An 18,283-nucleotide genomic window follows, 5' to 3' on the forward strand; every position below is an offset into this window, starting at 1 on the left:
ACGACAATCCGACACAAACGGTACGTATGCGAGCGCGATCCGGAGCGCAACGACGTGGCGCGGACGTGTTCGATCGGGGCCGGTACTGTTCGGCGAATGAGCTCGCTTAATCTCGATGACTTCACCGATCTGATCGAGCGCCCCGACGGAGGCGTACGCCGTGACGCCGAGGCGCGGCGGGAGCGGCAGATCGTCCCGCCCGGCGCCCTGGGCCGCCTCGACGACCTGGGTGAGTGGCTGGCGGCGGCGCAGTCCGCGGTGCCGGTGCGGCCGATCGAGCACCCGCGTGCCGTGCTGTTCGCGGGCGACCACGGGATCGCCGCCCTGGGCGTGTCGGCGCGTCCCGCGGGCAGCGCCTCCCTTCTGGTCCGGTCCGTCCTGGAGGGCGCCAGCCCGGCCGCGGTGCTGGCCCGCCGGCTCGGCGTACCGGTGCGGGTGATCGACATGGCGCTGGAGGCCGACCCCGAGGGGCTGCCCGACGAGGTCGTGCGGCACCGGATCCGGCGCGGCTCGGGCCGGATCGACGTCGAGGACGCGATGACCCTGGAGGAGGCGGAGGCCGCCTTCCGCGCCGGGGTCGCGCTCGCGGACGAGGAGGCGGACTCCGGTACGGACCTGGTGGTGCTCGGCGACATCAGCGTCGGCGGGACCACGGCGGCGGCCGTACTGGTCGCGGCACTGTGCGGCACGGACGCGTCGGTCGTGACCGGCCGGGGCGGCGAGGCCATCGACGACCTCACGTGGATGCGCAAGTGCGCCGCCGTGCGTGACGCGCTGCGGCGCGCCCGGCCGGTGCTCGGCGACCAGCTGCAACTGCTCGCGACCGTGGGCGGTGCCGACCTGGCGGCGATGACCGGGTTCCTGCTGCAGAGCGCGGCGCGGAAGATGCCGGTCATCCTCGACGGCGTCGTGTCGGCCGCGTGCGCGCTCGTCGGCCAGCGCGTCGCGTTCCGCGCCCCGGACTGGTGGCTGGCCGGACAGAACAGCGGGGAGCCGGCGCAGGCGAAGGCGCTGGACCGGATGGCCCTCGAACCGCTCCTCGACCACGGGGTGACGGTGGGCGAGGGCGCGGGCGCGCTGCTGGCGCTTCCGCTGGTCCAGGCCGCGGCGGGCCTCGCCGCGGACCTCCCGGAGGCCCCCTCCCCCGCGGCCGCCCCGGAGCCCGAGGCCAAGCCCGACCCCGACCCCGACCCCGCGTCCGGGTCGGAGCCCGGATCCCAGCAGGTTCCCGAGCCCGGCACCGGCACCTGAACCAGGACCGCCCCGGCCCCCGACGACGAGCCCGCCGCCGGGGGCCGGCCGCGTTCCCGGCCCGCACCCGGCACCCGCACCGGGTGGTCGGCGCCCTTCCCGTGCGGTGCCGCACGGCGCCGAGCGTGTGCCACGTCCGTCCCGGCGGGGCCCCGTTCGGCACGCGGGTCCTGGGCGCATCGCCCGTCCCGTCCCTCCCTCGCACCGGCGGTCGCGCCCCATATCATCGCGCCTTATGGGAGATGCCCGAATTGCGGTAGATCAGGAACGGGCGTCGGCCCGCCGGAGCGACGGGGACCGGGGGTCCACGGCTGCCTCACGGCGGGCCGCGTCCTTCGCCGTCTGGTATCTGCGCGCGGTCACGTTCATCAACTTTCTGAGCGCCGCGTGGGTCTCGCTCGGACAGGACGTACGACGGCACAACACGGAGAACTACTTCACGCCCTACCTGCTGACCGCGGGTTTCGCGTCCGGGGTGTTCACCATGTTCCTGGCCATCACGATGCGGCGCCGCAAACGGGCCGCGTGGATCCTCAACTCCGTGCTCAGCGGCCTGTTCCTGCTGCTCTTCACGGTCGCGATGGCCTTCCCGGAGATCCGTCGGTACGCGCAGAACTGGGTCTCCCTCGCGCTCACCGCGGGCTTCGTGGGCGCACTGGCCGTCGGCCGCCGGGAGTTCTACGCCAAGGGCGACCGGTCGAACCCGAGACTCGCCGCGGCCGTCGCGGCCGGCGGCCTGCTGGCCACCTCGCTGCTCGCGGCCCTGCTGGTCACGGTCACCAACACCGCGGGCGACGCCTACCGCTCCAGCTTCCTGGACCGCTGGCGCTACGGCACCCTGCGGCTCGTGTCGGTCGCCGCGGACGACTCCCACTACCCCGGCATCGCGACGCCCAACTGGGTCAACGTCACCGTCAACGTGCTCAGCACCCTGCTGGTCCTCGCCGTGCTCTACGCCGCGTTCCGCTCCCGGCGCGCCGTCGACCCGTTCACCGAGGAGGACGAGAAGCACCTGCGGGTCCTGCTCGAACGCAACGGCGACCGGGACTCGCTCGGCTACTTCGCGCTGCGCCGGGAGAAGAGCGTGGTCTGGTCGCCGACCGGCAAGGCGGCGGTGGCGTACCGCGTGGTGGGCGGGGTCTCGCTGGCCAGCGGCGATCCGCTCGGCGACCCCGAGGCCTGGCCCGGCGCCATCGAGCCCTGGCTCGCCGAGGCGCGGGAGCACGGCTGGATCCCGGCGGTGATGGGCGCGAGCGAGGAGGCCGGCACGATCTACGCCCGGCACGGTCTCGACGCGCTGGAACTGGGCGACGAAGCCCTGGTGGAGACCGCCGACTTCACCCTTGAGGGGCGCGCGATGCGCACCGTCCGGCAGGCCTACAACCGGGTCCGGCGAGCCGGGTACCGAGTGCGCGTCCGGCGGCACGAGGAGATCCCCGCCGACGAGATGGCGTATCTGCTGCGGCGCGCGGACGACTGGCGCGACGGGGCCACCGAGCGGGGCTTCAGCATGGCACTCGGCCGGCTCGGCGATCCGGACGACGGGCGCTGCGTGATGCTCGAATGCACGGACGCCGAGGGCGAGTTGCGGGCGGTGCTGTCCTTCGTCCCCTGGGGTCCGAACGGGCTGTCCCTGGACCTGATGCGACGTGACCGCGACTCCGAGAACGGGCTGATGGAGTTCATGGTGATCGAACTCCTGCGGCGCGCGAGGGAGATCGGGATCACTCAGGTCTCACTGAACTTCGCCATGTTCCGCTCGGTCTTCGAACGTGGCGCGCGCCTCGGCGCCGGTCCGGTGCTGCGGCTGTGGCGCTCGCTGCTCAGCTTCTTCTCCCGCTGGTGGCAGATCGAGTCGCTGTACCGCGCCAACGCCAAGTACCGGCCCATCTGGGAACCGCGGTTCCTGCTCTTCGAGAAGAGCGCGGACCTGCTGCGCATCGGTGTCGCGTCCGCGCGGGCCGAGGGGTTCCTGGAGGCGCCGGGCCTGCCGAAGTGGCTGCACCGCAAGCATTTGGAGTCGCACAGATGAGACGGACGGGGACCGCCGCCGGGCGAACCGCGGGAACCCGCGGATGAGCCGACTCGCCCGCTGGGCCCGCGCCGAGTGGGGTGCGCTGTACCTCGCCGTGTGCCGGGGCCTCGCGCGGCGCGGGTGGCGGGCGGCCCCGGTGACGCTCGGCGCGGTGTGCCTGACGGCGCTGCTGCAGTTCGTCCAGAACCGGTCCTGGGGCTTCCAGGCAGTGCAGGACTTCGGCTCGGTGCGGGCCGAGGACCCGCTGTGGCTCGCCCTGCTGCGCACCCCGCTCTCCCTGTTCGTACCGGCGCTGGACCTGCCGGTGTGGGGCGCGCTCGCGCAGATCCTGCTCGTCTTCGGGATCGCCGAGATCTGTCTGGGCTGGTGGCGCACGCTCGTCATCGCGTACGTCGCCACGCTGGCCGGGACCCTGTACGCGCGGGTCGGCATCGCGCTCGGCCCGCACCATCCGCTGGGGCTGCCCGGCGCCGACGCGCAGATCATGGACACCGGCCCGTCGGCGGCCGTGGTGGGCCTCGCGGTGTTCCTCGGCTGGCGCTACCGGGCGTACGTGACGGCGGGCCTGGTGATCGCGGCGATGGTGGTCGAGGTGCTCTTCAAGGACAACCTGGCCGGCAAGGAGCATCTGGCGGCCATCGCGGCGGTGCTGGTGATGTGCGGCGTCTCCGCCGCGCGTCACCGGCGTTCGGGCAGGGCGCGGGCGGGCTCCGGGTCGGGCTTGCCGCCGATCCACTCCTGAAGCCTGCGGCTGGGGCCCGCCCAGCGGCGGTCGTGCCGGTAGGCGCGCAGCCGGGACCGGGCCCGCGCGCGCGGCCGGCGCCGGTAGAAACGCTTGGCCCAGGGAGAGCCGGGTTTGGCCAGCCGGAGCGTGCCGATGAGCGCGACGAAGGGGACGACGACGCCGAAGATCGCCGTGCGTGTCTTGCCCTTGCTGAGGGCGAGCAGCGCGAAGCCGAAGTTCAGGACGATGGTCACGATCGCGCTCGTACGGTCCTGGAGCTCCTGGTCGTTGACGTCGTTGACGCCGAAGGGCGAGAAGCCGCTGAGCACCAGGCCGCCGAGGGCCGCCGTCAGCACCACGACCTCGACGCTCTTGCGCCCGGCCTCGGTCCAGTAGACGTCGTCGAGGTGCAGGATCAGCGCGAACTCGTCGAGCACGAGGCCGGCGCCGATGCCGAACACCACGGCGAACGCGCACGCCCCGAATCCGTACCGGCCGCTGGCCACCGCGCCGAATCCGCCGATCACCGTGAGCACGATGCCGGGGACCACGTGGTGGATGTGCAGGTCGCCGGCCTTGACGTTGCCGAAGGGGCCCTTGCCCGCCCGGATCATCCGCACGATGACGCGGGTGACGACGAAGGTCACGACGAACGAGCCCAGCGCCAGCAACAAGGGGAGTTTGCCCGGCTCGACAATGTTCCGATGCAGCCAATGACCCATATGTGAACTTTATCCACCCGCGCCGTGTCCGCCCTCCGAACGTCCGGATAGCCTGCGCCGGTGTCCACGACCCCTTCCTCCCCCTCCCGCGCCGACGGCCTCCGCTTCGCCTTCGGCACCCTCACCGTCCTCCCCGTGAACGTGACCCGCTGGGACCGGGACGCGGCCCGCGGCGGCATGCTGTGCGCTCCGCTGGCCGGCCTGGTGGTGGGGGCGGGTGCGGCGCTGGCCGGCGTGGCACTGCTGGCCATGGGGGCCGGGCCGTTGCTCGCGGCCGTGGCCACGGCCGCGATCCCCGCGGCCCTGACCCGGGGTCTGCACCTCGACGGCCTCGCGGACACCGCGGACGGACTGGGCAGCGGCAGGCCCGCCGAGGACGCGCTGCGGATCATGAAGCAGTCGGACATCGGCCCGTTCGGGGTGATCACCCTGCTGTTCGTGCTGCTGGCCCAAGTGGCCGCACTCGCCGAGGCCTACGGCACCTCGTGGTCCCGCGGTGTCCTCGCGGCCGTCCTCTCGGCTGTCGTGGCCCGCCTCGCGCTGACGCTCGCCGCCCGCGCCGGAGTGCCCCCGGCCCGCCCCGAGGGCCTGGGCGCGGCGGTCGCGGGCACCGTGCCTGCCCGTTCGGCCCTGCTGGTGGCGGCCGCCGTGACGGTCTTGGCGGCCGGCGGCGGTGCGCTCGTCGGGGCGGGCGACCTGGTGCGCGCGGTGGTGGCGGTGGCCGCCGCCTGCGTGGCGGCCGAGCTGTTGCTGAGGCACTGCACGCGCCGCTTCGGCGGCGTCACCGGCGACGTGTTCGGCGGCCTCGCCGAGACGGCCGCCACGACGGCGCTCGTGGTGCTGGCCCTCGGCTGACGGTCCGGCGCCGCGGGCCCGGGCGGTTCACGGCGCGGGCGGTTCACGGCGCGGGCGCCAGGCCGCAGGGAAGGGTTCCCCAGGGATGGTCGCCGACGCCGGGGACCGCGCAGTACAGGCCGGCTCCCCGCTCCCGGGTCAGGGCCGCCGGATCGGCACCGGGCGGCACCCCGTGGACGAGATGGCACACGTCCGCCCCGGTACCGGTCCACGGCGGCGGGGCCTTCCTGCGGTAGCCGGCCCAGGTCCCCTCGAAGGTGACGAGCACGTCGGCGACGCGCGCGTACGCGGGGTGGGGTGTCGTCCCGTGGTTGAGGACGAGCGTGCCCCGGGAGGCCGCCGCCAGCCGCCGGTAGTAGCCCACGCCCGCCTCGGAGGCGGCCGCCTGGTCGAGGAACGTGCCGTCGGTGTCGTACCAGGAGCGGTGCCGGGACACGTCGCGCAGGACGTCGGCGAGGGGCCGGCGTCCGTAGTCCGTGTCGACGTAGCCGAGGACCCGGACGTCCGCGGCGCGCAGCCGGGCGGCGACCGCCGCGAACGCCGGGTCGGGGTGCTCGCCGGGTCCGCTGCCCGGGTTCAGCACCACGCCGTACAGACGTGGCGCGGCGGCCAGCAGCGCGTCCCACTCGGCGGGGCGGACGGAGGGGTGCTCGTAGTAGGGGACGAGGAGGGCCCGGTCCGTACGGGAGGTGACCGGGCCCCCGGATCCTCCGGACGGCCCGGGATCGGGGGTGCGCATGGACGGGCTCTCTTCCGGATGCCGGTGTCGGACGGGGTTCATCGATGGGCCGTGGCCCTGCGCAGCCGGGCGCAGACCAGGGCGGTCTGGACGACGGCCGCGGTGCCGTGGACGAGCAGGGCCACCTCGTTCGGGTCGCCGGTGCGGGTGGCGAGGGCCGCGGTCCGGGCGAGCGCGGCGGCGCAGACGACGACGGCCGAGCCGGTGACCGCGCCGAACGACTGGAGCAGCAACCCGGTCCACAGGACAGCGCCCAGCAGGAGCAGCCCGGCGAGCCCGACCCCGCCCGTGGAGGCTGTGCCGTGCGGCCACAGCGCGGAGGTGCCGAGGGTGAGGGCTAGCAGCGCGGCGAGATAGGCGGCGAGGCAGCGGACGAGGACGCCCCCGGTGACCCGCCGGAAGGCCCGCGCCGAACCACTGGCCCGCAGTCCGGCGAGGCTCCCGCTGCGGAAGCGGTACAGCAGCCACTCGGCCGGCCCCATGCTGAGGGTCAGCGCGACGGCGGCCGGCGCGGCGATCGTCGTACCGGCTCCCGCGAGGACGTCGCCGAGGGCCGCGTGGAGCACGAGGACACCGCTGCCGAGCCCGAAGAGGGCGTACGGGAGGGTTCCCGCCGGGCGCCGTGAGGTGCACCGGCGGGCCCGGAGCCGTCCGGCGACACCCCGGCGCCGGGGAGCGGGCGGCCGCTTCCCGCCCGCCGGCCGGCCCGCGGAGGCCGGGCGGGGCACTCCGGTGCGCCCGGCGGGGTGCGCACCGCGCCGGCGGTGTCCGTACGGCAGCAGCGCGGCGAGCCCGGCCCACCGGCCGTCCTTGCCCGACTCCCTTGCGCCGGGCGCCACTTCGAGGAGGCCGAGCAGGGCGACGGCGGCGAGCGAGACCAGCAGGAGGGCCGTGCGCGCGAGGTCGGGGACCGGGTGCACGACGGTGACGACCGCGCCCGCCGTCATGGGGGCCAGGGCGGCGAGCAGGAGGCGCTCCCTCCCCATCACCAGCAGCACGGTGGCCGCGCCCAGGTAGGCGGACTGCCCGGCGGCGAAGACGACGGCGCCCGGCCGGGCCGTGCCCGCCGCCGCGAGGGCCGCCAGGGAGCCGAGCAGCACACCGGCCGGGGTCCCGACGAGCAGCACGCGGCGCGCGGCCGCCCGGTCCCCGAGCCCGAGCCAGGTGTACGCGCGGTGCGCGAGCCCCTGGTTCCAGGTCCAGCCGCACAGCGCGCCCGCGAGCAGCGGGACGGTTCCGGCCGGGAGCCCGAACGCGCCCTTGGGGCCCGCGAGAAGCGGTCCGGCGAGGACGTGGCCGAGGGCGGGGAGGGCGAAGACGATGCCCCGCAGCAGGCAGCCGAGGAGGCCGATCCGCCAGGGGTCGTGGGGCGGATCCGCGGGTTCGGGGTGGTGCCGTGCGACCCGGCCGTACAACTCCTCGGCGAGGGCGAAGGAGTTGCGGACGCCGTAGCGTTCGCGTATCTGGTCGTCGGACATGCCGTCCGACTCCAGGGCCGCGGCCACCTCGTCGGGGTGGACGGCGGCGGCCACGAACTCCGCCATCCGGTCCGCGAGTTCGTCGATCGGATCCGGATGCGCCCAGTCCGGCGGGCGACGCCGGGCCGGCGGCGGGGCGAGGGTGACCTCGAAGGCGCCGGGCGGCCGCAGGGTGTCGCTCACCGGCCGGTCCCGTCCGTGGCGACGGCCTGGTACCAGGGGTCGCGGAGTTCGAGGGTCCAGTCGGCGACGGTCTCGACGGTGGGTTCGTAGACCGCGGGCCGTCCGGCGAGTTCCTGGTAGATCGTCCGGAAGGCGTCGACGGAACGGCGCAGCGTGAACCGGTCGATGACCCGCTGCCGGGCCGACTCCCCCAGCTCCGCGCGCCGTTCGTCGTCGCGGAGCAGCGCGAGGGCCGCGGCCGCCATCTTCTCCGGCTCGCGGGGCGGGACGACGATGCCGGTGTCGCCGACCGCCTCTCGGACGCCGCCGACGTCCGTGGAGACCGTCGTGCGGCCGCACGACATCGCCTCGATGATGGAGAACGGGAAGCCCTCGGAGATGGACGACAGCATGACGACGTGCCCGGCCGCGTACGCCCGCCACACCTCGCTGATGCGTCCCTCGAAGGTCAGCCCGTCGGTGACGCCCAGTTCGGCGGCGAGCTTCTCCAGGCGGGTCCGGTACGCCTCTGCGCCGGGCGGCACGGGGCCGAACAACCGCAGCCGGGTGTCGGGGAGTTCGGCGCGCACCATGCCGTAGGCGCGCAGCAGTGTCTCCAGGTCCTTGATGGGATCGACGCGGCCGCACCAGGTGAGGGTGGGCACGGCGGGTTCCGGGCCGGCGTGCGGGAAGGCGTGCGGGTCGACGCCGTTGTAGACCGTGCGGATCCGGTCGCCGTCGGCGCCGCCGCGCTCCTCCCAGCGCCGGTTGTACTGGTTGCAGGGCGTGATGAGGTCGGCCGCGCGGTACCCGAGGGAGTTCAGTTCGCGGTAGAAGCCGAGCATGAACGCCTTGACGGGCCAGCGCTGTTCGGCGGCGCGGTAGCCGAGGTAGCGCTCGCGCAGGTAGATGCCGTGCTCGGTGAGCAGGAACGGGACACCGTCCAACCGGTGTGCCGCGAGGGCGGGCAGGGTGGCGAGACCGCTGCTGACCGCGTGGGCGACGGAGTCCTCGGGGATGCGGACGCCGAGCGGGCGCAGCGCGTGTTCCAGCAGGTCCGTCGCCGTGAGCGCGTCGTGCACGGTGGGCGCCGCGGCTGCCGTCGGCAGGTGCGGCAGGGTCCAGATCCACATCAGGGAACGCAGCGCGGCCTCGCCGCGCAGGGCGGCGGAGAGGTGTCCGTCGCGGGCGAGGACGGCCAGTTCGTGGAGGGCGTCGCCGAAGTCCCCGGGCCGGTCCGGGTCCGGGTCGAGGAAGGCGAGCAGGAACCGCTCGTAGGTGTCGGTGAAGCGGCGCCGGGCGCGGCCGAGCGGTGCCCGGGCGCGGCCGGGCCGCGGGCCCCAGGTGGGCACCGACGTGTGCCGGTAGACGTTGGGCGGCAGGTCCCACGTCACGGGTTCGCGGCCGCTGCCGGTGAGCGAGACGATGTGGAAGTCGACCTCGGGCATGCCCTTGACGAGCTGGTCGCACCAGGTGCTGACCCCGCCGTGGACGTGCGGGTAGGTGCCTTCGGTGAGCATGGTGACATGACGGCCGGTGCGCATCATGCGCGGTTCCCCCCTGGGACGTGTCCGTCCGGAGGGCACCCCCGGCCCCCCGGTTGCACGGCTCGGACGCGCACCCCGGCCCGTCGGACCGGGGTGCGCGTCGTGCCGCGAGGCTGCGCGGCTAGGCGGGCAGGGTGAGCTTCAGAGCGGACTGGAGGAGCTCCGGGGTGGTCCAGTCGTTGCGCTGTCCGGCGTACGCGGTGCCGAACACGGTGGTACCGAGCAGGAGTTGCTTCTTGGTCCCCTCGGGCACGGTCACCGGGATCTGGGTGCCGGAGGGGGCGGTGACGGTGACGGTGCTGCCGACGCGGTAGGCCGTGACCTTGCCGGACGCCAGGGCGGCCTGCCAGGCCGTGCGGCGCTGGAGTTCGGTGCCGATGGCGCTCTGCCGGGGGTTCTGCAGCGGGGCGTTGTCTGCGTAGAGGGCGCGGTAGTCGGCGAGCACCTTGTCGAGGACCGGGTACAGGATGCGGTCCTCGGCCAGGTTGGACTGGTGGACGTAGTGCGGGCGGGGGTCGTTGCCGATGGCGTGCCCGAGCGCGGTGCGCGCCTCCAGGGGCACGATGTGGTCGGCGTAGCCGGTCGCGGTGTCCAGCGGGGCCGGCAGGCAGGTGGACGTCGCGTTGTTCTCGCAGATGCCGCTGCCGCCGTCGGCCTTCGCGGTGTAGATCCAGTTGTACTCGTCGGCCATCTCCTCGGCCCGGCCGGCGTTGTAGTACACGTTCATCGGGTAGCGCGGCACCGTCAGCGCGCTGCCGACCGAACGCTGCGCGGGCTCACGGGAGTTGTCGGAGCCGGTCCACTTCACGCCGTTCGCGGAGAGCGCGCCCGCCAGGTTCGGGTTGTCGTCGGGCTGCTGGGGCAGCGTCCGCAGGCCCGAGTGCTCGCCGGTGACCAGCTCGCTGCGGTCGGTGGACAGGCCGTGCGAGGACGCCCAGCTGTTGTTCTGGGAGATCTCCGCGGAGATGTCGGCCCGGCTCATGTACTTCGTCGTGCCGTCGGCGTTCTTCGAGCAGCTCCACGGCACGGTCGTGGTGTCCTGGACGCAGCCCAGGAACAGGTGCGTGTAGGTGTGGTTCACCCAGCGGTACTTGGCCCGGTCGGCGAGCAGCCTGGTGGCGAGGGCGTCGGTGCCGCCGTTCTCGCTCTTCCACTCCTCGCCCGCGCCCGCGTTGAAGACCATGTCGAGGGTGAAGCCGTGGGCGGCCTGCCACTGGGCGGCGTAGGCGGCGTCGGCGGCGGTCATCCGGATCGGCGTGGTGGTGTCCTCGCCGTCGCCGCCCGCGCAGTCGATGTCGCCGGGCGTGCAGTTGCGGCCGGAGTCCCAGCGCGCGTCGGGCGCGAACACGTCGTCGACGTGCACGGAGAAGTAGTTCCTGCTCTGGCCGAGGTGCACGCCCTGCGTGAGCCACTCGACGATGCCGCGGGCGAGGACCTTGAACTGCTTCTGGTACTGGTTGTACGCGAATGTCACGACCAGTTCGCGGCGGCCGTCGTGCGCGTACTGCCCGAGCAGGGTGCCGCCGGTGGGGGCGTCCAGATAGCTGGTGAACCCCTCCCTCGGGTGGGCCGCGTAGCCGTAGGTCTCGTCCACCGCCGGGTCGTTGTCCCCGAAGGTGAGCGGTCCGTCGAGGTAGCGGAACGGTCCTGCCGTGCCCGCGGCGGTGACCTGTGTGCGGGCGCCGTCGAGGACGCCGGACCAGCCGCCGTTCTGGTCGGTGTAGTCGAGCCCGACCTCCGGGTGCGCCCACGTGTAGGCGTCGACCTGCGGGATCGCGAACGTCTTCTCGTACGTCTCCAGGGCGGTCTGCTCGGCCGAACCCGCCCCGAACGGCGCCTCGTTCGGCAGGACGACACCCTGGTATTTGGCGCGCGGGGTGCCGTTGACCGTGTCGCTCAGGAAGGCGGCGTCGATCTTCGGACGGCCCGTGTCGGTGAGGTCGAGCGTGGTGTACGGGATGCCGCTGTTCTTCAGCTCGGCGGTGATGGCCGCGACCTGGCCGGCGCCGTTGTCGACGACCAGGACCCTGAGATCGATCCTCGGCGTGGTCGCGGCGGTCGCGCCGGGAGCCCCCACTCCCAGCGCCAGAAGTCCGGCGGCCGCCACGACGGCGGCCGTCGCTCTCTTTCGGTGCGTGTTCGGTGCCATGTCGACGTCTCCCCCTCGAAGATCCGCATTTCGGTGGAAACCGAAGGGGATCTGTGGAAATCATGCAAAGCCGTGAGCGCCGTGCTCACGGGAACACGACGAGTGTTGCTCAGGTCACCACGAGTGAGGGACGGGAACCGGACAATGGCACCACCTGTAGGTGAACGCCCGCAGGAATGAGCGAAACGCGCCCCCGAGCGTAGGCTCGTCCCGGGTACTCGCCCGGCTCCTGGCAGGGGCCCCGGCAAGGACCGCCCCCGAGGACGGATCTAGGGTCAGCCGTCGGGCCCGGTCGACCCACCTCTCTCGGCCAGAAGAACTTTCAAGGAAGCGGAGATCTCACCACCGTGACTGCTCTCACTCTCAGCACCGCCGCAGCGTCCGGTCTGCGGGCCGACGCGATCGTCGTCGGCGTCGCGAAGGGCCCCAAGGGCCCGGTCGTCGCGCCGGGCGCCGAGGCCGTGGACAAGGCGTACGACGGCGGGCTCGCCGGAATCCTGGAGACCCTCGGCGCCTCCGGCTCCGAGGGCGAGGTGACCAAGCTGCCCGCACCCTCCGGCTTCAAGACCCCCGTCGTGCTGGCCGTGGGCCTGGGAGCGGCCCCGGAGGAGGACGACGGCTTCGACGCCGAGGCGCTGCGCCGCGCCGCCGGTGCCGCCGCCCGCGCGCTCGCCGGTTCCAAGAAGGCCGCGTTCGCGCTGCCCGTGACGGACGCCGCCGACGCCGGCGCCGTCGCCGAGGGCGCGCTCCTCGGCGCGTACTCCTTCGACGCCTACAAGGACACCGTCGGCGCCGCGAAGAACGGCAAGGGCCCGCTCGGCGAGGTCACGCTGCTCGGCGGCAAGCCCCGGGACGCCGCGTACAAGGCGGCCGTCGCCCGCGCCACCGCGCTGACCGACGAGCTCAACCGCGCCCGCGACCTGGTCAACACCCCGCCGAACGACCTCAACCCGGAGTCCTTCGCGGCCGTCGCCACCACGGCCGGCAAGGAGCACGGCATCAAGGTCCAGGTGTTCGACGAGAAGGCGCTCGTCAAGGGCGGCTTCGGCGGCATCCTGGGCGTCGGCGCCGGCTCGGCCGCCGGTCCGCGCCTGGTGAAGCTGTCGTACACCTCCTCGAAGGCCAAGAAGCACCTCGCCTTCGTCGGCAAGGGCATCACCTACGACTCGGGCGGCATCTCGCTGAAGCCGGCCGGCCACAACGAGACGATGAAGTGCGACATGGCCGGCGCCGCCGCGGTCTTCGCCGCCGTCGTCACCGCCGCGCGTCTCGGCCTGGACGTCAACGTCACCGGCTGGCTCGCGCTCGCCGAGAACATGCCGTCGGGCTCCGCCACCCGCCCGGGTGACGTGCTGCGCATGTACAGCGGCAAGACCGTCGAGGTCCTCAACACCGACGCCGAGGGCCGGCTGGTCCTCGCCGACGCGCTGTGGAAGGCCTCGGAGGAGAAGCCGGACGCGATCGTCGACGTGGCGACCCTGACCGGCGCGATGGTCCTCGCGCTCGGCAACCGCACCTTCGGCGTGATGGCCAACGACGACGCGTTCCGCGCCTCGATCGTCGACGCCGCCGAGGAGGTCGGCGAGGAGTCGTGGCCGATGCCGCTGCCCGAGCACCTGCGCAAGGGCATGGACTCCCCCACCGCCGACATCGCCAACATGGGCGAGCGGATGGGCGGCGGCCTGGTCGCCGGCCTGTTCCTGCGCGAGTTCGTCGGCGAGGGCATCACCTGGGCGCACGTGGACATCGCGGGCCCCGCGTTCAACGAGGCCGGTCCCTTCGGCTACACCCCCAAGGGCGGCACCGGCTCCGCGGTCCGCACCCTGGTCCGCCTCGCCGAACTGACGGCGGCGGGCGACCTGGGCTGAGCCTCCGGGCGACGAACGGCCCCGGGTGTTCCCTCACCCGGGGCCGTTCGTATGGCCGTACGAGGGTTTCGCCTTCGACGAAATCCGCAGGTTCTCCGTACCCCGCACCCCGTCGACGTGATGGATCAGACGTCCCACACACCGGCCCGGCGTCTCGCTCGCCCTCGACAAGTGCGAAGATGGGTTCTCGGCAGGACAGGGCCCCCACCACAGGGCCGAAGAAGAGCGGCCGGACACCAGCCGCCGACCGGTCACTGGAGACCGGCGTGGCGCACATGCATGGAGGACGTGACGTGGCGAACGACGCCAGCACCGTTTTCGACCTAGTGATCCTCGGCGGTGGTAGCGGCGGTTACGCCGCGGCGCTGCGCGGAGCGCAGCTGGGCCTGGACGTCGCCCTGATCGAGAAGGACAAGGTCGGCGGTACCTGCCTGCACCGTGGGTGCATCCCCACCAAGGCTCTGCTGCACGCGGGCGAGATCGCCGACCAGGCCCGCGAGAGCGAGCAGTTCGGCGTCAAGGCCACCTTCGAGGGCATCGACGTACCCGCAGTCCACAAGTACAAGGACGGGGTCATCTCCGGTCTGTACAAGGGTCTGCAGGGTCTGATCGCGTCCCGCAAGGTGACGTACATCGAGGGTGAGGGCCGTCTGTCGTCCCCGACCTCGGTCGACGTGAACGGCACGCGGGTGCAGGGCCGCCACGTGCTCCTCGCGACCGGCTCCGTGCCGAAGTCGCTGCCTGGCCTGGAGATCGACGGCAACCGCATCATCTCCTCGGACCACGCCCTCGTCCTGGACCGCGTGCCGCAGTCCGCGATCATCCTGGGCGGCGGGGTCATCGGCGTGGAGTTCGCCTCCGCGTGGAAGTCCTTCGGCTCCGAGGTCACGATCATCGAGGGTCTCAAGCACCTCGCGCCCCTCGAGGACGAGAACTCCTCCAAGCTTCTTGAGCGCGCGTTCCGCAAGCGCGGCATCAAGTTCAACCTGGGCACCTTCTTCTCGAAGGCCGAATACACCCAGAACGGTGTCAAGGTCACCCTCGCCGACGGCAAGGAGTTCGAGGCCGAGGTGCTGCTCGTCGCCGTCGGCCGCGGCCCGGTCTCGGCCGGCCTCGGCTACGAGGAGCAGGGCGTCGCGATGGACCGCGGCTACGTCCTGGTCGACGAGTACATGCGCACGAACGTCCCGACCATCTCCGCCGTCGGTGACCTGGTCCCGACGCTCCAGCTCGCGCACGTCGGCTTCGCCGAGGGCATCCTGGTGGCGGAGCGTCTGGCCGGTCTGAAGACCGTCCCGATCGACTACGACGGTGTCCCGCGGGTGACGTACTGCCACCCCGAGGTCGCCTCCGTGGGCATCACCGAGGCCAAGGCCAAGGAGATCTACGGCGCGGACAAGGTCGTCGCTCTGAAGTACAACCTGGCGGGCAACGGCAAGAGCAAGATCCTCAACACCTCGGGCGAGATCAAGCTCGTCCAGGTGAAGGACGGTGCCGTGGTCGGCGTCCACATGGTCGGCGACCGCATGGGCGAGCAGGTCGGCGAAGCCCAGCTGATCTACAACTGGGAAGCGCTGCCGTCCGAGGTCGCCCAGCTCATCCACGCCCACCCGACGCAGAACGAGGCGCTCGGCGAGGCCCACCTCGCCCTCGCGGGCAAGCCGCTGCACTCGCACGACTGACCGGCCCGCGGGCCGTTCCCAGTCACCCGCGTCGAGCAGGGCGCGACGACGACCACAGACTTCCGCAAAATTCGTAAGGAGCAACAGAAACCATGCCGGTTTCCGTAACCCTTCCGGCGCTCGGTGAGAGCGTCACCGAGGGCACCGTCACCCGCTGGCTGAAGGCCGAGGGCGAGCGCGTCGAGGCCGACGAGCCGCTGCTGGAGGTGTCGACCGACAAGGTCGACACCGAGATCCCCTCGCCCGCCGCGGGCATCCTCGCGTCCATCAAGGTCGCCGAGGACGAGACCGTCGAGGTCGGCGCCGAGCTGGCCGTCATCGACGACGGCACGGGCGCGCCCGCCGCCGCCCCGGCCCCCGCCGCAGAGGAGGCCCCGGCCGCCGAGCCGGAGCCCGCCCCGCAGGCCACCCCGTCCACCGAGGCCGCCGCCCCGGCGCCGGCCCCGACCGCCGAGGCCGCGTCCGGCGGCGGTTCCGCCGAGGGCACGGACGTCGTCCTGCCCGCGCTCGGCGAGTCCGTCACCGAGGGCACCGTCACCCGCTGGCTGAAGGAGGTCGGCGACGAGGTCGCGGAGGACGAGCCGCTGCTGGAGGTGTCGACGGACAAGGTCGACACCGAGATCCCCTCGCCCGCCGCCGGCGTGCTGCTGGAGATCGTGGTCGCCGAGGACGAGACCGCCGAGGTCGGCGCCAAGCTGGCCGTCATCGGCGCTCCCGGTGCCGCTCCGGCCGCCGCTGCCCCGGCCGCTCCCGCCGCCCCCGCCGAGGAGCCCGCACCGGCTCCGGCCCAGCCGCAGGCCCCGGCCGCCCCCGCCGCCCCGGCTCCGGCTCCGGCCGCCGCCGCTCCGGCCCCCGCCCAGCCGCAGGCCCCCGCCGCCCCGGCTGCTCCGGCCCCCGCGCCGGCCGCGCCCGCTCCCGTCACCCCGGCCCCGGCGCCCGCCGCGACCTCCGGTGACGACGGCGCGTACGTGACCCCGCTGGTGCGCAAGCTCGCCGCCGAGAACGGCGTCGACCTGGCCGCCGTCAAGGGCACCGGCGTCGGCGGTCGTATCCGCAAGCAGGACGTCATCGCCGCCGCCGAGGCCGCGAAGGCCGCCGTCGCCGCTCCGGCCCCGGCCGCCGCGGCTCCGGCCGCCTCCGCCAAGAAGGCGCCGGCGCTGGAGGCCTCCCCGCTGCGCGGTCAGACCGTCAAGATGCCGCGCATCCGCAAGGTCATCGGCGACAACATGGTGAAGGCCCTGCACGAGCAGGCGCAGCTCTCCTCGGTCGTCGAGGTCGACATCACCCGGCTGATGAAGCTCCGCGCGCAGGCGAAGGACTCCTTCGCGGCCCGCGAGGGCGTCAAGCTCTCCCCGATGCCGTTCTTCGTGAAGGCGGCGGCCCAGGCGCTGAAGGCCCACCCGGCCGTCAACGCCCGGATCAACGTGGACGAGGGCACGATCACCTACTTCGACACCGAGAACGTCGGTATCGCGGTGGACTCGGAGAAGGGCCTGATGACCCCGGTCATCAAGCGCGCGGGCGACCTGAACATCGCCGGTATCGCCAAGGCCACCGCCGACCTGGCGGGCAAGGTCCGGGCGAACAAGATCACTCCGGACGAGCTGTCCGGCGCGACCTTCACCATCTCCAACACCGGTTCGCGCGGCGCGCTCTTCGACACGATCATCGTGCCCCCGAACCAGGTCGCGATCCTCGGCATCGGCGCCACGGTCAAGCGTCCGGCCGTCATCGAGACGGAAGAGGGCACCGTCATCGGTGTCCGCGACATGACCTACCTGACGCTCTCCTACGACCACCGTCTGGTGGACGGCGCCGACGCGGCCCGTTACCTGACCGCGGTCAAGGCGATCCTGGAGGCGGGCGAGTTCGAGGTCGAGCTCGGCCTGTAGTCGGCACAGCGGCACCGATCGCACCGTCACCGCGCCCCCGTCCGGAGTTCCGGACGGGGGCGCGGTGCTCGGACCTGCCACCGGCGCGCCGCAGACGTCAGCGCAGCGGGCCCGAAGGGCCGTCCACCGCGCGGGAGACCACCGTCTGCGGCCGTCCCGGCCCCGGGTCCGCCGCTCGGGTCTCCATCGGACGGCAGCCCGTCAGCACGCCCGCCACCAGCGCGGCCACCGCCACCATGACCGCCGCGCTCGATCCCCGTACGTGTGCCCGACCGTTCATGGCTCCCCCTGGTGCGGACCGGGGCACGCCGTCGGCGCCCCTGTGTCCGTCACCACCGTGTGCGGGGCGGCGGGGTTCCCGGGGTGACACGGACGTGACGCGTCCGGACACCGTCCGGTACGGGTCTTTACGGGCGGGATCGCTCCGACAACGTGTAAGTCTCGTCTCACCTGCGGTAAAGCGCCCCCATGCGCCCCTCCCCGGCCCGGGCACGGCCTTATTGTCTAAACGTCAAACGCCCTCGGGGTCCCGCACTCCTCCCAAAGGAGCCCTCATGACCGCGCCCGTCGTCCACTCGCTGCGCGAACAGATCCGCGAGCACATCGTGGAGGGGATCGTCAGCGGTCGCTGGAAGCCGGGCGAGCGGATCGTGGAGCGGCGGATCGCCACCGAGCTGGAGGTCAGCCAGACCCCGGTGCGGGAGGCGCTGCGCGAGCTGGAGTCCCTGCGGCTGATCGAGTCCGCGCCGAACAAGGGCGTGCGGGTGCGGAACCTGACGGCCGCCGATCTGGAGGAGAGCTACCCCGTACGCGCCGGTCTGGAGGCCATCGCGGCGGAGCTGGCGGCCGAGCGGCTCGCCGAGGACTGCTCGGCCCTGGAACCGCACGTGAGCGCCCTGTACGAGGCCGACCGGCTGTCCGACGGGACCGGCCAGGTCCGGCACACCGTGGGCTTCCACCGGGAGCTGGTGCGGGCCGCCGGGAACTCCGTCCTCCTGCACACCTGGGAGGGCCTGGGGATCGAGGTCTTCACGGCCCTGTCCATAAGGTGGCTGGGGACGGTGCAGCAGTCGTACGCGGAGGAGCACGAGGCCCTCGTGGACGCCTTCCGGCGGCGCGACCCGCTGATCGCCGACCTGGTCAAGGCCCATGTCCTCGGGTGCGCGCCCCGTCCGTGAG

The 18,283-nt window shown here is 73.2% G+C and carries 14 protein-coding genes; 8 read left to right on the forward strand and 6 right to left on the reverse strand.

Going from position 1 to position 18,283, the window contains the following annotated elements; translation table 11 throughout:
• The first annotated feature begins 96 nt into the window (after positions 1-96).
• From cobT to ABZT74_RS07795, 3 genes are all read left to right on the forward strand, one after another.
• Complete coding sequence (gene cobT / locus ABZT74_RS07785; protein WP_356433726.1) at positions 97-1,251, forward strand: nicotinate-nucleotide--dimethylbenzimidazole phosphoribosyltransferase; 1,155 nt, start codon at positions 97-99, stop codon at positions 1,249-1,251.
• Positions 1,252-1,486: 235 nt separating this feature from the next.
• The gene (locus ABZT74_RS07790; protein WP_356165742.1) at positions 1,487-3,283 is read left to right on the forward strand and encodes a phosphatidylglycerol lysyltransferase domain-containing protein; all 1,797 of its coding nucleotides are present in this window, start codon (positions 1,487-1,489) and stop codon (positions 3,281-3,283) included.
• 43 nt (positions 3,284-3,326) lie between these two features.
• Positions 3,327-4,028, forward strand: a complete 702-nt coding sequence (locus ABZT74_RS07795) for a hypothetical protein (RefSeq protein WP_356433727.1) — start codon at positions 3,327-3,329, stop codon at positions 4,026-4,028.
• On the opposite strand, the gene ABZT74_RS07800 is transcribed toward ABZT74_RS07795, so the two are convergent.
• Positions 3,965-4,732, reverse strand: a complete 768-nt coding sequence (locus tag ABZT74_RS07800; protein WP_355870521.1) for a hypothetical protein — start codon at positions 4,730-4,732, stop codon at positions 3,965-3,967. The genes ABZT74_RS07795 and ABZT74_RS07800 overlap by 64 nt on opposite strands.
• Before the next feature lie 60 nt (positions 4,733-4,792).
• On the opposite strand from ABZT74_RS07800, the gene ABZT74_RS07805 reads away from it, so the two are divergent.
• Positions 4,793-5,587 (forward strand): adenosylcobinamide-GDP ribazoletransferase, encoded by a 795-nt coding sequence (locus ABZT74_RS07805; RefSeq protein WP_356433728.1) that lies wholly within the window; start codon positions 4,793-4,795, stop codon positions 5,585-5,587.
• Between the two features lie 43 nt (positions 5,588-5,630).
• Here ABZT74_RS07805 and ABZT74_RS07810 read toward each other — a convergent pair whose 3' ends face one another.
• From ABZT74_RS07810 to ABZT74_RS07825, 4 genes are all read right to left on the reverse strand, one after another.
• Positions 5,631-6,326, reverse strand: coding sequence for a spherulation-specific family 4 protein (locus ABZT74_RS07810; RefSeq protein ID WP_356433729.1), 696 nt, complete (start codon positions 6,324-6,326; stop codon positions 5,631-5,633).
• A gap of 38 nt (positions 6,327-6,364) precedes the next feature.
• A complete protein-coding gene (locus ABZT74_RS07815; protein ID WP_356433730.1) occupies positions 6,365-7,987 on the reverse strand; it encodes a hypothetical protein in 1,623 nt (540 codons plus the stop codon).
• Complete coding sequence (gene pelF, locus ABZT74_RS07820) at positions 7,984-9,513, reverse strand: GT4 family glycosyltransferase PelF (protein ID WP_356433731.1); 1,530 nt, start codon at positions 9,511-9,513, stop codon at positions 7,984-7,986. The genes ABZT74_RS07815 and pelF overlap by 4 nt, the downstream gene beginning before the upstream one ends.
• Before the next feature lie 121 nt (positions 9,514-9,634).
• Entirely contained in the window at positions 9,635-11,662 is a 2,028-nt protein-coding gene (locus ABZT74_RS07825) for a hypothetical protein (RefSeq protein WP_356433732.1), read from the reverse strand.
• 347 nt (positions 11,663-12,009) lie between these two features.
• On the opposite strand from ABZT74_RS07825, the gene ABZT74_RS07830 reads away from it, so the two are divergent.
• From ABZT74_RS07830 to sucB, 3 genes are all read left to right on the forward strand, one after another.
• The gene (locus ABZT74_RS07830) at positions 12,010-13,530 is read left to right on the forward strand and encodes a leucyl aminopeptidase (protein WP_356433733.1); all 1,521 of its coding nucleotides are present in this window, start codon (positions 12,010-12,012) and stop codon (positions 13,528-13,530) included.
• A 293-nt stretch (positions 13,531-13,823) separates the two neighbouring features.
• A complete protein-coding gene (gene lpdA, locus ABZT74_RS07835) occupies positions 13,824-15,212 on the forward strand; it encodes a dihydrolipoyl dehydrogenase (protein ID WP_355870500.1) in 1,389 nt (462 codons plus the stop codon).
• Positions 15,213-15,304: 92 nt separating this feature from the next.
• Positions 15,305-17,104 (forward strand): 2-oxoglutarate dehydrogenase, E2 component, dihydrolipoamide succinyltransferase, encoded by a 1,800-nt coding sequence (gene sucB, locus ABZT74_RS07840; RefSeq protein WP_355870497.1) that lies wholly within the window; start codon positions 15,305-15,307, stop codon positions 17,102-17,104.
• A 97-nt stretch (positions 17,105-17,201) separates the two neighbouring features.
• On the opposite strand, the gene ABZT74_RS07845 is transcribed toward sucB, so the two are convergent.
• Positions 17,202-17,384 (reverse strand): hypothetical protein, encoded by a 183-nt coding sequence (locus ABZT74_RS07845; RefSeq protein WP_356433734.1) that lies wholly within the window; start codon positions 17,382-17,384, stop codon positions 17,202-17,204.
• A gap of 274 nt (positions 17,385-17,658) precedes the next feature.
• Here ABZT74_RS07845 and ABZT74_RS07850 point away from each other — a divergent pair, with 274 nt between their 5' ends.
• Positions 17,659-18,282 (forward strand): GntR family transcriptional regulator, encoded by a 624-nt coding sequence (locus ABZT74_RS07850; protein WP_355870491.1) that lies wholly within the window; start codon positions 17,659-17,661, stop codon positions 18,280-18,282.
• Position 18,283: the final 1 nt, after the last annotated feature.

This window comes from Streptomyces sp. NPDC005302, from assembly GCF_040607345.1.
Taxonomy (GTDB): domain Bacteria; phylum Actinomycetota; class Actinomycetes; order Streptomycetales; family Streptomycetaceae; genus Streptomyces.

What these genes read in the sequence shown, in the direction of transcription:
- cobT (WP_356433726.1), top strand. Translation starts at nt 97, where the DNA reads ATGAGCTCGCTTAATCTCGATGACTTCACCGATCTGATCGAGCGCCCC.
- ABZT74_RS07790 (WP_356165742.1), top strand. Translation starts at nt 1,487, where the DNA reads ATGGGAGATGCCCGAATTGCGGTAGATCAGGAACGGGCGTCGGCCCGC.
- ABZT74_RS07795 (WP_356433727.1), top strand. Translation starts at nt 3,327, where the DNA reads ATGAGCCGACTCGCCCGCTGGGCCCGCGCCGAGTGGGGTGCGCTGTAC.
- ABZT74_RS07800 (WP_355870521.1), bottom strand. Translation starts at nt 4,732, where the DNA reads ATGGGTCATTGGCTGCATCGGAACATTGTCGAGCCGGGCAAACTCCCC.
- ABZT74_RS07810 (WP_356433729.1), bottom strand. Translation starts at nt 6,326, where the DNA reads ATGCGCACCCCCGATCCCGGGCCGTCCGGAGGATCCGGGGGCCCGGTC.
- pelF (WP_356433731.1), bottom strand. Translation starts at nt 9,513, where the DNA reads ATGATGCGCACCGGCCGTCATGTCACCATGCTCACCGAAGGCACCTAC.
- ABZT74_RS07825 (WP_356433732.1), bottom strand. Translation starts at nt 11,662, where the DNA reads ATGGCACCGAACACGCACCGAAAGAGAGCGACGGCCGCCGTCGTGGCG.
- sucB (WP_355870497.1), top strand. Translation starts at nt 15,305, where the DNA reads ATGCCGGTTTCCGTAACCCTTCCGGCGCTCGGTGAGAGCGTCACCGAG.
- ABZT74_RS07845 (WP_356433734.1), bottom strand. Translation starts at nt 17,384, where the DNA reads ATGAACGGTCGGGCACACGTACGGGGATCGAGCGCGGCGGTCATGGTG.
- ABZT74_RS07850 (WP_355870491.1), top strand. Translation starts at nt 17,659, where the DNA reads ATGACCGCGCCCGTCGTCCACTCGCTGCGCGAACAGATCCGCGAGCAC.